The organism is Kytococcus sedentarius (assembly GCF_041937525.1).
GTDB classification, from domain to species: Bacteria; Actinomycetota; Actinomycetes; order Actinomycetales; family Dermatophilaceae; genus Kytococcus; species Kytococcus sedentarius_A.
The window spans coordinates 1,433,948-1,447,111 of the sequence record NZ_CP169391.1 but is presented as its reverse complement, the minus strand read 5'-3'; the positions used below and the strand labels follow the sequence as shown (position 1 = coordinate 1,447,111).

Here is a 13,164-nt window from a genome sequence, read left to right as displayed (position 1 = left end):
CTGCGCCCACGGTACTGCCTGCGGCACGGGTCACCGCACCGACCACCGTGGGGTCCGGCCCCAGCCCCTGCCACCGGGCGCCGCCGTGGGACGGGGCCAGTGCCAGAATGACCCCATGAGCCCTGATCGCACCCCCGGTTTCCAGCGCACGGGCGCACCCCGCGTCTTCTCCGGGATGCAGCCGACCTCCGACTCGTTGCACCTGGGCAACTACCTGGGGGCGCTGGCGCAGTGGGGTCCGATGCAGGACGGCAACGAGGCGCTGTTCTGCGTGGTGGACCTCCACGCCGTCACGGTGCCCATGGACCCGCAGCTGCTCCGTGAGCGCACCCGTCGCACCGCCGCCCAGTTCATGGCCGGCGGGGTGGACCCGGAACGCTCCGCCCTGTTCGTGCAGTCGCACGTGCCCGAGCACGCCGAGCTCGCCTGGCTGCTGAACTGCATCACCGGTTTCGGCGAGGCCAGCCGCATGACGCAGTTCAAGGACAAGGCCGCCCGGCAGGAGGCCGGCAACGCCTCCGTGGGCCTGTTCACCTACCCGATGCTGATGGCCGCCGACATCCTGCTCTACGACACCGCCCTGGTGCCGGTGGGGGAGGACCAGGTGCAGCACGTGGAGCTCACCCGCGACCTCGCGCAGCGGTTCAACCACCGCTTCGGTCCCTCCCTGGTGGTGCCCGAGTACCGGGTGACCAAGGAGTCCGCGCGGGTGATGGACCTGCAGGAGCCCACCAGCAAGATGAGCAAGTCGGCCAGCTCCGACAAGGGCGTCCTCTGGTTCTTGGAGGAGGCGAAGGCCTCCACCAAGAAGATCAGGTCGGCCGTCACCGACAACGACGGCGTCATCGCGTACGACCAGGAGAACAAGCCCGGCGTCACCAACCTGCTCAACATCCACGCGGTGGCCTCCGGGGAGTCGGTCGAGGACCTCGTGGCCCGCTTCGAGGGACAGGGTTACGGCGCGCTGAAGGTCTCCACCGCCGAGGCCGTGGAGGCCCTGTTGGCCCCCGCTCGCGAGCGGGCCAACGAGCTGCTCGAGGACCCGGCCGAGCTGGACCGCATCCTGGCCCGTGGCGCCGAGCGCGCCCGGGAGATGGCTGCCCCGGTGCTGGACCGGGCGCGCGAGGCCATGGGCTTCCTGCCGGCCACGAGGCGCTGAGGGCTGGGGTGCCGGCGTGACCATGGACATCGGGGTCGCCATCCCCGTGCCGAGCCCGTGGGGGGACGAGCTCCGGGCCGCCCGGCTGGGCTTCGGTGACGAGCAGGCGCGCCTGATCCCCACCCACATCACGCTGGTCCCCCCGTTCACGATGCGGCGTGTGGCCCGCGGCGAGGTGGCTGACCACCTGGCGGCGGCCGCCGCGGCCACGGAGCCGTTCACGGTGGAGCTGCGGGGCACGGCGACCTTCCGCCCCATCTCCCCCGTGGTCTTCTGCCCGCTGGTGCGGGGCATCGCCGAGTGCGAGCAGCTGGAGCAGCGGGTGCACGCCGGCCCCCTGGACATCGAGGTGCAGTTCCCCTACCACCCGCACGTCACGGTGGCCCACAACGTGCCCGACGCGGCCCTGGACCGGGCCATGGAGGAGCTGGACGACCTCCGAGCGAGCTTCACGGTGGACCACTTCACCCGCTACGTCTCCGGACCCGATGGGGTGTGGCGCCCGCTGGACTCGTGGGAGCTGGGCTCCGGCCGCTGCCGCACCCTCTGACGGGGGCGGCGCGCGTCACACCACCCGGCGCGCGCCGGCGTGCAGGGGGATGACCTGCTCGTAGTACTCGATGAGGCGGTCCACCATCGCGCTCCAGGAGCGCCCCTCGACGGCGGTGCGTCCCGCGGCGCCCATCCGCTCCCGCTCCGCCGCGGCGTCCGGGGCCGAGACCAGGGCGTCCACCCAGTGCCGGAGGTCCCCGGAGCGGTCGGGGTCGAACAGGAAGCCCGTGCCGCCGTGGTCGATGAGGTCCAGCGGTCCGCCACGGGCGGGGGCGATCACGGGGAGGCCGGCCGCCGCACCCTCCTGCAGGGTCTGCCCGAAGGTCTCCCGGGTCCCGGCGTGCACGAACAGGTCGAAGGCGGCGTAGGCATCGGCCAGCTCCTCGCCCTCGCGCCGGCCGAGGAAGGCGGCGGTGGGGAACTGGTGGCCCAGCAGGTCCCGACTGGGGCCGTCGCCCACGAAGACCAGGCGGGTGCCCGGCAGGTCGGCCAGCTCCAGGAAGCGGTGGAGCTCCTTCTCCGGCGCCAGGCGGCCCACGTAGCCCAGCAGCACCTCGCCGTGGGGTGAGAGCTGCGCCTTGAGGCGCCGCACCGCATCGGTCTGCTTGCGGTCGGGGTGGAAGAGCCGGGCGTCCACCCCGCGCCCCCACAGGGCGGTGCGGGGGATGTCGTGGGCCCGGAGGTCGTCCAGGGCGGACTGCGAGGGGGCCAGGGTGAGGTCGGCCTGTGCGTGGATGCGGCGGATCCAGCGCCAGGTGGCGTTCGCCGCGAGGTGCCCGGCCGGGCCCGAGTGCTGGCGGATGTAGCTGGGCATGTCCGTCTGGTAGATCGCGACGGTGGGGACGCGCAGCTGCCGGGCCACCGACAGGGCGTTGACCCCCAGCACGAAGGGGGAGGCGACGTGCGCCACATCGGGCTTGAAGCCGCGGAAGACCGCCTCGGTGTCGTAGCCGGGCATGCCCACCCGGAACTTGCGCACCGGCACCGAGGCCACCGGGTGCACGGGGAAACCGGCATAGGTGGTGGGCACCTGGTCCTCCGGTGCGAGGGTGGAGGAGCGGGGGCACACCACGGCGGCCTCGTGTCCCTTGTCGGCGAGGCACTCGAGCACCTTGCAGACGCTCGTGGTGACCCCGTTCAGGGAGGGCAGGAAGGACTCGGTGACGATGGCGACGCGCACCCGCCTCACGGTGCCGCCCGCGGGGCGAGTTGTCCAACCCGGCGCGCCGGATAGTGTTTCGCCCCATGACCACCGGCACCGACAGCCCGCCCGTCGACGGCTTCTGGGGGATCGTGCCCGCAGGGGGTTCTGGGACCCGCCTGTGGCCCGTCTCCCGCTCCTCGGCCCCCAAGTTCCTCCAGGACATGACCGGCGAGGGCCGCTCCATGCTCCAGGCCACCCTCGACCGGCTGCGCCCGCTCACCGGCGACCGCCTCACCATCGTGACCGGGTCGGCGCACGCCGACCGGGTGCGCGAGCAGGTGGCCGGTGAGGCGCTGGGTGGCGGTGTGCCGGGGCTGGGGTCCGACGGCCTGGTCGTGGAGCCCGAGCCGCGCGAGTCCATGCCGGCCATCGGCCTGGCCGCGGCGATCATCGCGCGCCACGACCCCGAGGCGGTGATCGGCTCGTTCGCGGCCGACCACCTGGTGGGCGACACCGACACCTTCGCCGCGTGCGTCCGCGAGGCGGTGGCGGTGGCCCGCACCGGCAAGCTGGTGACGATCGGCATCGAGCCCACGCGCCCGGCCACCGGGTTCGGGTACATCCGCCTGGGCGAGGCCCTGGACGTGACCGGCGCCCCCTCTGCTCATGCGGTGGAGGCCTTCCACGAGAAGCCCCACGCCGCACGGGCGGAGCGCTTCCTGGCCGAGGGCGGGTACCGCTGGAACGCGGGCATGTTCGTGGTGAAGGCCACCGTGCTGCTGGACCTGCTGGGCCGTGAGCACCCGGACATGGTGGAGGCGCTCACCACGATTGCCGCGGACGACGACCTGCGCCGCCTGGAGGACCTCTGGTCGCCGCTGACCAAGATCGCCATCGACCACGCGGTGGCCGAGCCCGCGGCGGCCACCGGCGACGTCGCGTGCGTGCCGGGCGACTTCCCCTGGGACGACGTGGGCGACTTCGGTTCCCTGGGCGCCGTGCTCGGCCGGCTGGGCGCCGGTCGGGAGGTGGACGGGCTGGTGACCACCGGGGCCGGTGAGGTGATCGGTGAGGACGCCACCGGCTTCGTCATGACCTCCAAGGGACGCACCGTGGTGACCATGGGCCTGGACGACGTCGTGGTGGTGGACACCCCCGACGCGGTGCTGGTGACCACCCGCGAGCGGGCCCAGGACGTCAAGGGGATCGTGGCCCGGCTGAACGAGATCGGGCGCGAGGACCTCACGTGACCGGGGGTGCCCTGCAGCCGGCCGGTGCCGCCGCCGTCCGGGAGCAGGTGCTGCGCGCGGGCTACGAGCACCTGGCCCGCCCGGTGCTCTTCCGCCTGGGTGGGGGCGATGCGGAGACGGCCCACCACACGACGCTCCAGTGGGCTGCGGCCGCCGCCCGGGTGCCTGGCCTGCTGGGTCTGCTGGCGGCGGCCACCGGGGGAGTGGCCCCGGGACGCCCGGCAGGGGGCGACGTGGAGTGTGCCGGCATCCGCTTCGGGCACCGGGTGGGGCTGGCCGCCGGGGTGGACAAGGACGGCATCGCCCTGCTCACCTGGCAGGCCCTGGGCCTGGGACACGTGGAGCTGGGCACCGTGACCCCGCGTCCGCAGCCGGGGAACCCCCGGCCGCGCGTGCACCGGCTGCGGGCCAGCGGCGCGGTGCTGAACGCCATGGGCTTCCCGAACGAGGGGGTCGAGGCCGCAGTGGGCCGTCTGCGCGAGGCCCGTGGGGCCGGACTGACCATCCCGGTGGGCCTGTCCATCGGCAAGAACAAGGACACCCCGCTGGAACGCGCCCTGGACGACTACACCGCCTGCGTGCGGGTGGCCGCGGGGCTGCCCGACTACCTGGCGGTGAACATCTCCTCGCCCAACACCCCGGGCCTGCGGGGGCTGCAGGACCCGGAGCCGCTGCGCCGCCTGCTGGCCGGGGTGGTGACTGCCGAGCGGGAGCGTGCCGAGGCGGCGGGAGGCGCCCCGGTGCCGGTGCTGTGCAAGGTGGCGCCGGACATGGACGACGCAGCCCTGCGCAGTGCGGCGGCGATCGCCCAGGAGCAGGGGGTGGCCGGCATCATCGCCACGAACACCACCCTGCGCCGGGACGGCCTGGCGCCCGACGACCGGGCGTGGGTGGGGCCCGAGCGCCCCGGTGGGGTCTCCGGGGCGCCGTTGACGACCCGCGCCCGCGAGGTGGTGGCCCTCGTGCGCGCCGCCTGCGACCTGCCCGTCATCGGGGTGGGTGGTGTGATGACGCCCGAGGACGGCGTGGCCCTGCACCGGGCCGGGGCCGACCTGGTGCAGGTGTACACCGGCTTCATCTACGCCGGGCCGGCCCTGGTGAGCGGGGTCGCGGCGCGGACCTGAGGCACCTCCGGCGTGTCGCCGGGCCCTGGAGGCCGGAGATCCTGCGGTCGGACGGCTGATCGGCCGGAGGATCTCCCGCCGGAGCGCCCGGCGGGGGGTGGCCTTCGCGCAACCCGGTGGGCGCCTCCGTGCGCGGCCGCAGCGCCCCCCGAGACGGTCCCCGCGGGCCTAGGCTGTCGGGGTGACCGTCCTGACTGCCGACGCCCCGTCCGCCTGGCTCGATGCGGCTCCCTGGTTGAGCCTCGTGCCGCCCCTCATCGCGGTGGGACTGGTGGTGGCCACCAAGCGGGTGATGCTCTCCCTGGGGGCCGGCATCGTGGCCGCGGCGCTGGTGCTCTTCGACGGGAATCCGCTGGAGGCGGTCAAGGCCATCGGCACCGCCCTGGCGGAGATCTTCTGGGTGTTCACCGGGGACCCGGACGAGCGGGGCTTCAACGACTACAACGCGCTGATCATCCTCTTCCTGTTCATGCTCGGCGTGATCACGGCGTTCATCACCATGAGCGGTGGCGCGCGGGCGTTCGCGGACTGGGCCTCTGGGCGCATCCGCACCCGGCGGGGCGCCCAGGCGATGGCGGCGCTGCTGGGCGTCGCGATCTTCATCGACGACTACTTCAACGCCCTGGCCGTCGGCCAGATCTCCAAGCCCGTCACCGACGCGCGGAAGGTCTCGCGCGCCAAGCTGGCCTACCTCATCGACTCCACGGCCGCGCCGGTCTGCGTGCTGGCCCCGTTCTCCAGCTGGGGTGCCGGCATCATCCTGCTCGTGGCCCCCATCGTGGCCGCTGCGGGGCTGGACCACTCCGCTCTGGGTGCCTTCCTGGCCACCGTGCCCATGAACTACTACGCGTGGGTGGCGCTGGTCATGGTGGCGCTGGTCGTGGTGCTCGGCGTGGACGCCGGGCCCATGCTCAAGGAGGAGGAGCGCACGCTGCGCACGGGTGACTCCATCGACCCCTCGGAGAACCCGGCGGGGGAGCTCACCGAGGAGCTCCCGGTGAAGCGCCCCGGCCGGATCGCCGGTCTCGTCGCCCCCTTCCTGGCCCTGACCCTCGGGGTGGTTGCCGCCCTGTTCATCACCGGCCACCGGGCCGCCGTGGCCGACGACGTCGCCTCTCCCACCGTCCTGCAGATGTTCGAGTACACCCAGGTCACGCACTCGCTGGCCTGGGGCGGGCTGCTCGGCCTGGTCGTCGCCGTCGGCGTGTACCTGGCCGAGACGGTGGCCGACCGCCGGTTCGGGGTCCGCGAGTTCGGCCTCGGCTGGCTCAACGGCATCCGCTCGATGCTGCCGGCGGTGCTGGTCCTGATCCTGGCCTGGGTGACCGCGGCCCTCATCAGCCAGCTGGGCACCGGTGAGTACATGGCCGGCCTGGTGGAGTCCTCCGGTCTGGGGGCCGTCTGGCTGCCGCTGGTCCTGTTCGTGGTGGCCGGGGTGATCGCCTTCGCGACCGGCACCTCGTGGGGGAGCTTCGGCATCCTGCTGCCGATCGGTGGCGAGATGCTGATGGGGGTGGGCGCCCCGGAGCTGGTGATCCCCGCCCTGGGCGCGGTGCTGGCCGGGGCCGTGCTGGGCGACCACTGCTCGCCGATCTCGGACACCACCATCCTGTCGGCCACCGGTGCTGGCACCACCCTGCCCCTCCACGTCAACACCCAGCTGCCCTACGCGTTGACCGGGGGGCTGGCGTCCGCCATCGGGTACGCGGTGCTCGCCGTCACAGGAAACGGCCTGGTCGGACTGGGTGTGGCGGTCCTGTCGGTCATCGCAATTGTGCTGGGGCTCAGGGCTGCTGGCGTCGCCCGGCCGGCTCGCACGTGACGGGTCACTCGGCGGCGTACGATGTGCGCCGTGTCACGTCTGTGTGGCACAGACCCCACAGGAGTGATCATGCGAGTTTCCATGAAGGTGGCCAGCGTCCTCGCGGCCGGTGCCCTGGCGCTCTCGGCGTGCGGCGATGCCCCCGAGGAGTCCGGCGACGAGACCAGCAAGGGGACCAGCGCCGAGTCCGCTGAGTCCGGTGACGCGACGGGCGACGAGTCCGCTGAGTCGGGCGAGGGTGAGTCCGGCGAGTCCGGTGAGGGCGAGTCGGGCGACGCCGTGGCCGGCGAGGTCGACACGGACTACAAGGCCTGCATGGTCTCCGACCAGGGTGGGTTCGACGACCAGTCGTTCAACCAGACCTCCTTCGCGGGCCTCGAGCGCGCCAAGGAGGAGCTCGGCGTGCAGATCGCCCAGGTGGAGTCCAGCAGCGAGGCCGACTTCACCCCCAACGTGGACTCCCTGGTCAACCAGCAGAACTGCAACATGATCATCGGCGTGGGCTTCATGCTCGAGGACGCCATCCAGGAGGCCGCCAAGCAGCACAGCGACATCGACTTCGCCCTCGTGGACGCCGCGCTGGCCGATGGGGACACGCCCACCACCGCGGAGAACGTCCGTCCGCTGCTGTTCAACACCGCCGAGGCCGCCTTCCTGGGTGGCTACCTCGCCGCCGGCATGAGCGAGACCGGCAAGGTCGCCACCTTCGGTGGTGTGCAGCTGCCGTCCGTCGCGGTCTTCATGGACGGCTACGCCGACGGTGTGAAGCACTACAACGAGGCCAAGGACGCCGACGTGCAGGTGCTGGGCTGGAACAAGGAGTCCCAGGAGGGCGCCTTCTCCGGTGACTTCGAGAACATCGGTCAGGGCAAGACCCTCACCGAGCAGTTCCTGGCCCAGGACGTGGACGTCGTGATGCCGGTGGCCGGCCCCGTGGGCGCCGGTGCCGCGCAGGCCGTCGAGGGCAAGGACGGCGCCAAGCTGATCTGGGTGGACACCGACGGCTACGAGTCCACCGAGTACGGCGACATCATCATGTCCTCGGTCGTCAAGAAGATGGACGAGGCCGTGTTCACCGCCGTGCAGCAGGGCGCCACCGGCTCCTTCGACAACACCCCGTACGTGGGCACCGTGGAGAACGAGGGCGTGGGCCTGGCCCCGTACCACGACTTCGACGGTGAGGTCTCCGACGAGCTCAAGAAGGAGATCGAGGACCTGCGCGGACAGATCGCCTCGGGTGACCTGAAGGTCGAGTCCGAGAACACCCCGAAGTGACCACCGGCGGCACCCAGGGACGACGGACGGGACGCGCTCGATGAAGCTGGAACTCCGCGGCATCACCAAGGCCTTCGGGTCGGTGGTGGCCAACCGCGACATCAACCTCGTGGTGGAGCGTGGCGAGATCCACGCCCTGCTGGGTGAGAACGGTGCGGGCAAGAGCACGCTCATGAACGTGCTCTACGGCCTGCACCAGCCCGACGAGGGGAGCATCCTGCTCGACGAGCAGACCGTCCGCTTCTCCGGACCCGGTGACGCGGTGGCGGCCGGTATCGGCATGGTGCACCAGCACTTCATGCTCGTGCCGGTCTTCACCGTGGCCGAGTCCATCGCCCTGGGGCACGAGGGCTCCGGCGTGATGCTGGACCTGGGTGCCGCCCGCCGCCGTGTCCGCGAGCTGTCGGAGCGGTTCGGCTTCGACATCGACCCGGACGCGGTGATCGAGGACCTTCCGGTCGGCGCGCAGCAGCGCGTCGAGATCATCAAGGCACTGAGCCGGGACGCGAAGGTCCTCATCCTCGACGAGCCCACCGCGGTGCTCACCCCGCAGGAGACCGACGAGCTGATCGGCATCATGCGGGAGCTCGCGGCCTCCGGCACGTCGATCGTGTTCATCACGCACAAGCTCCGCGAGGTCCGCGCCATCGCCGACCGCATCACCGTGATCCGTCGCGGGGAGGTGGTCGGCGAGGCCGAGCCCTCCAGTTCCGAGAGTGAGCTGGCCGCCCTGATGGTGGGCCGTTCGGTCTCCATGCAGGTGGCCAAGGAGCCGGCCACACCGGGCGAGGTCGTGCTCGACGTGCAGCAGCTGCGCGTGGTGGCCGACAACGGCACCGTCATGGTCGACGACATCGACCTGCAGGTGCGCGCCGGGGAGATCCTCGGCATCGCCGGGGTGCAGGGCAACGGCCAGACCGAGCTCACCGAGGTGCTCCTGGGCATCGAGGAGGCCGATGGGGGGAGCGTCACCCTCGCGGGCCGCGACCTGCTGCGCCAGTCCGTGCACCAGCGTCTGACCGGCGGCCTGGGCTTCATCCCCGAGGACCGCTCCACCGACGGTGTGGTGGCCAGCTTCACCATCGCCGAGAACCTCGTGCTGGACCGCTACTCCTCCCCGGAGGCCGGCAACGGCTTCAGCCTCTCGCCGCGCAAGCTGACCGAGAACGCCGAGCGACGGGTCGAGGAGTACGACATCCGCATCGGCTCGGTGCACGACCCCATCAGCACCCTGTCCGGAGGCAACGCCCAGAAGGTGGTCGTGGCCCGGGAGATGGGTCGCGACCTGACCCTGCTCGTGGCGAGCCAGCCCACCCGCGGAGTGGATGTCGGCTCCATCGAGTTCATCCACTCCCAGATCGTCGCCGAGCGCGACAAGGGCACCCCGGTGGTCATCGTGTCCACCGAGCTCGACGAGGTCCTGGCCCTGTCGGACCGCATCGCGGTGATGTACCGCGGCCGGATCGTCGACATCGTGCCCGGTGACACCGACCGTGACGTGCTGGGCCTGATGATGGCCGGCGTGCCGGCCGAGGAGGCCCGCGCGAGCGCCGCCACCCATGAGACCGCCCTGAGCGCCGCCGACCGGGGCGTCAGCGTCGCGGCCGAGCGTCAGACCCCCATCGAGCGCCCCGATGCCGAGGCCACGGGGGCCACGCGTGCATTCACCCAGGAGGACCGATGACGAGCCCCGGCCCGGAGCCGACGATCACTGAGCCGTCCGAGCTCACCGGCGCCGGGAGCTCCCCGGGCGCCCGCGAGCGGACCAGCCTGTTCCACCGCATCGTCACCGGCAACCTGCTCATCTCCGCGCTCGCCGTCGTGCTCGCACTGGTGCTGGGCGCAGTGCTCATCGCCATCGCCGACGAGGAGGTGCGCGAGGCGGCGGGCTACTTCTTCGCCCGCCCCGGTGACCTCCTGGGTGCCCTGTGGACCGCGGTCTCCGAGGCCTACGTCTCCCTCTTCAAGGGCGCCGTCTTCAACCCGGACGCCACCAGCTTCTCCCGCCAGATCCGCCCGCTGACCGAGTCGCTGGTCTTCAGCGTGCCCCTGGTGCTGGCGGGCCTGGGTGTGGCCGTGGCCTTCCGCGCCGGGCTGTTCAACATCGGTGCCCAGGGCCAGATCATCCTGGGGGCCATCCTGGGCAGCTACCTGGGCTTCGCCTTCGACCTGCCGCCGGTGGTGCACCTGCTGGTGGCGGCGCTGGGTGCGGCTCTGGGTGGCGCGCTGTGGGGCTTCATCCCCGGCCTGCTCAAGGCCCGCACCGGCGCCAACGAGGTGATCGTCACGATCATGCTCAACTACACGGCCGTGTACCTCGTGGCCTATCTGCTCACCACCTCGGCCTTCCAGGAGACCGGCTCCAACCAGCCCAAGTCGCCGCGGTTGGGGGAGAACTCGCTGTGGCCCTCGCTGCTGGGTGACGACTTCCGCCTGAACGCGGCCTTCCTCGTGGCCGTCCTGGCCACGGTGGCCGTCTGGTGGCTGCTGGAGCGCTCCACGCTGGGCTTCCGCCTGCGCGCGGTGGGCGCCAACCAGGACGCGGCCCGCACGGCCGGCATGAACGTGGGCACCGTGACCATCGCGGCCATGGTGATCGCGGGCCTGCTCGCCGGTCTGGCCGGCTCCTCCCAGGTGCAGGGCACCGAGCAGTTCCTCACCGCTGGTGTGGCCGGCTCGCTGGGCTTCGACGCCATCACCGTGGCCCTGCTGGGGCGCTCGCGGGCATGGGGTGTCTTCTGGGCGGGCCTGCTCTTCGGTGCGCTGAAGGCCGGTGGTTTCGTCATGCAGTCGGTGACGCAGACCCCCATCGACATCATCCTGGTCCTGCAGTCGGTGATCGTCCTGCTGATCGCGGCGCCGCCGCTGGTCCGGATGGTCTTCCGCCTGCCCGACCCCGACCGCCCGCGCCGGCCCCGCGCCGCGCGCTCCGCCCGTGCGACGAAGCAGGAGGCCGCAGCATGAGCACCCCGATGGCTCCGGCCACCGCCTCCGGCCCCCAGCCGGGGCACGCGCCCCGCGACGCGAAGGCCGACTCCGGCCCCGCGCCCCAGGGCATGGCCCACACCGCCCGCAAGCCCCGATGGGGGGTCGCTGCGGTCTACCTGCTGGGCCTGCTCCTGATGTGGGGCGTCTACGTCCTGCGCAGCCCCTCCGACGCCGAGACCACCTTCCGGTTCACCGGGTCCGACGTCCTCTTCCAGATCCCCGAGGTGACGGTTCCCTCGTGGTTGACCGCGGTCCTGCTCGGTGTGCTCTTCGCCGGGGCGACGGCCTGGGTGGTCTGGGCCAAGGGGCGCCCGCCGGTCTGGGTGCACGTGGTGGGTGGCCTGGCCTTCATCACCGGCACACTCGTGTGGGCGGCCGCCGGCACCGGCGCGGTCGTGCCGGTGACCTCGCTGCTGGCCGGTGCGCTGGCGCTCTCGGTGCCGCTGATCTTCGGCGCCATGAGCGGCATCCTGTGTGAGCGCTCGGGCGTCATCAACATCGCCATCGAGGGCCAGCTGCTGTTCGGCGCCTTTGCCGCGGCGGTGGTGGCCTCCTTGGCGGCCAATGCCTGGTTCGGGCTCATCGCCGCCCCCATCGCGGGCGCCCTGGTGGGTGCACTGCTGGTGCTCTTCGCGGTGGTCTTCCGGGTGGACCAGATCATCGTCGGCGTGGTGCTCAACACCCTGGTGCTGGGCCTGACGGGCTTCTTCTTCTCCACCCTGCTCAGCCAGGACCGCCAGACGTGGAACGCCCGTCAGGCGCTGCCGGAGCTGCCCATCCCGCTGCTCTCGGAGATCCCGGTGCTGGGCCCGGTGCTGTTCAAGCAGACCATCCTCGTGTACCTGATGTACGTGCTGCTGGTGCTGCTGCACGTCATGCTCTTCCGCTCCACCTGGGGCCTGCGGACGCGCGCCATCGGCGAGCACCCCAAGGCCGCGGACACGGTGGGTGTGGACGTCAACCGCCTGCGGGTGATCAACACCCTCATCGGTGGTGCGGTGGCCGGTCTGGGTGGTGCCTTCTTCACCATCGGCGCCGGTCTGGCCTTCGGGCGTGACATGTCCGCGGGCAACGGCTTCATCGCCCTGGCGGCCATGATCCTGGGCCGGTGGAGCCCGAAGGGTGCCGTGGTGGCCGCGCTGCTGTTCGGGTTCACCAAGAACCTGGGCAACGTGCTGTCCTCCATCGGCTCGCCGTTGCCCACCGACCTGCTGCTGATGCTGCCCTACCTGGTGACGATCGTGGCCGTGGCGGGCCTGGTCGGGAAGGTGCGCGCGCCCGCGGCCGAGGGCAAGGCCTACGTCAAGGGCCGCTCGTGAGCACCACGGGCAGCACTGGCGCGGGCGGTCACACGGCGCCGGGCGACGCTCACCGCATCGAGTGGGGCGCACTGCTCGATGCGGCGCGTTCGGCCATGCGCCGCGCCTACGCCCCCTACTCGCAGTACCCGGTGGGTGCAGCCGGCCTGGTGGACGACGGGCGCGTGGTCTCGGGCTGCAACGTGGAGAACGCGGGCTACGGCGTCACGCTGTGCGCCGAGTGCGGCATGGTCAGCGAGCTCGTGAACACCGGCGGTGGACGCCTGGTGGCCGTGGCCTGTGTGCAGGGCGACGGCGAGGTGGTCATGCCCTGTGGGCGGTGCCGTCAGCTGCTGGTGGAGCACGGCGGTGGCGACTGCCTGGTGATGGCACCGGACGGGGAACCGCGGACCGTCGACCAGCTGGTGCCTCTGGCCTTCGGGCCCGACGACCTGGCCTGAGCACCGGCGATCATCACGGTTGTACAACGATCCGGCGGAACCGTGCCCGGGGGTTTCCCCGTGGGCTGAGGAGAGGGCCAGACTTCGGCCG

11 protein-coding genes are annotated in these 13,164 nt (G+C 72.0%); 10 read left to right on the top strand and 1 reads right to left on the bottom strand.

The features are described from left to right. The first annotated feature begins 115 nt into the window (after positions 1-115). Both trpS and ACEY2A_RS06735 read left to right on the top strand, forming a co-directional pair. Positions 116-1,159: a tryptophan--tRNA ligase gene (trpS, locus tag ACEY2A_RS06740; protein WP_374927832.1), complete on the top strand. Its 1,044-nt coding sequence runs from the start codon at positions 116-118 to the stop codon at positions 1,157-1,159. 22 nt (positions 1,160-1,181) lie between these two features. Further along, positions 1,182-1,709 carry a 2'-5' RNA ligase family protein gene (locus ACEY2A_RS06735; RefSeq protein WP_374929983.1) on the top strand — a complete coding sequence of 176 codons (528 nt, stop codon included), beginning with the start codon at positions 1,182-1,184 and terminating at the stop codon, positions 1,707-1,709. Between the two features lie 15 nt (positions 1,710-1,724). Here ACEY2A_RS06735 and ACEY2A_RS06730 read toward each other — a convergent pair whose 3' ends face one another. Further along, positions 1,725-2,891 carry a glycosyltransferase family 4 protein gene (locus ACEY2A_RS06730; RefSeq protein WP_374927831.1) on the bottom strand — a complete coding sequence of 389 codons (1,167 nt, stop codon included), beginning with the start codon at positions 2,889-2,891 and terminating at the stop codon, positions 1,725-1,727. 65 nt (positions 2,892-2,956) lie between these two features. Here ACEY2A_RS06730 and ACEY2A_RS06725 point away from each other — a divergent pair, with 65 nt between their 5' ends. The 8 genes from ACEY2A_RS06725 to ACEY2A_RS06690 all read left to right on the top strand — a co-directional run bounded on the left by ACEY2A_RS06725 (position 2,957) and on the right by ACEY2A_RS06690 (position 13,073). After that, positions 2,957-4,105 (top strand): mannose-1-phosphate guanylyltransferase, encoded by a 1,149-nt coding sequence (locus ACEY2A_RS06725; protein WP_374927830.1) that lies wholly within the window; start codon positions 2,957-2,959, stop codon positions 4,103-4,105. After that, positions 4,102-5,229, top strand: coding sequence for a quinone-dependent dihydroorotate dehydrogenase (locus tag ACEY2A_RS06720; protein WP_374927829.1), 1,128 nt, complete (start codon positions 4,102-4,104; stop codon positions 5,227-5,229). Before ACEY2A_RS06725 ends, ACEY2A_RS06720 begins: the two co-directional genes overlap by 4 nt. 181 nt (positions 5,230-5,410) lie before the next feature. Further along, on the top strand, positions 5,411-7,051 hold the full coding sequence (locus ACEY2A_RS06715; protein ID WP_374927828.1) for a Na+/H+ antiporter NhaC family protein: 1,641 nt from the start codon (positions 5,411-5,413) through the stop codon (positions 7,049-7,051). A gap of 69 nt (positions 7,052-7,120) precedes the next feature. Continuing rightward, positions 7,121-8,326 (top strand): BMP family protein, encoded by a 1,206-nt coding sequence (locus ACEY2A_RS06710; protein ID WP_374927827.1) that lies wholly within the window; start codon positions 7,121-7,123, stop codon positions 8,324-8,326. A gap of 40 nt (positions 8,327-8,366) precedes the next feature. Beyond that, a complete protein-coding gene (locus ACEY2A_RS06705) occupies positions 8,367-10,010 on the top strand; it encodes an ABC transporter ATP-binding protein (RefSeq protein WP_374927826.1) in 1,644 nt (547 codons plus the stop codon). Further along, the gene (locus ACEY2A_RS06700; RefSeq protein WP_374927825.1) at positions 10,007-11,290 is read left to right on the top strand and encodes an ABC transporter permease; all 1,284 of its coding nucleotides are present in this window, start codon (positions 10,007-10,009) and stop codon (positions 11,288-11,290) included. Before ACEY2A_RS06705 ends, ACEY2A_RS06700 begins: the two co-directional genes overlap by 4 nt. After that, entirely contained in the window at positions 11,287-12,633 is a 1,347-nt protein-coding gene (locus tag ACEY2A_RS06695) for an ABC transporter permease (RefSeq protein ID WP_374927824.1), read from the top strand. Before ACEY2A_RS06700 ends, ACEY2A_RS06695 begins: the two co-directional genes overlap by 4 nt. Further along, positions 12,630-13,073 carry a cytidine deaminase gene (locus ACEY2A_RS06690; protein ID WP_374927823.1) on the top strand — a complete coding sequence of 148 codons (444 nt, stop codon included), beginning with the start codon at positions 12,630-12,632 and terminating at the stop codon, positions 13,071-13,073. Before ACEY2A_RS06695 ends, ACEY2A_RS06690 begins: the two co-directional genes overlap by 4 nt. Positions 13,074-13,164 lie beyond the last annotated feature (91 nt).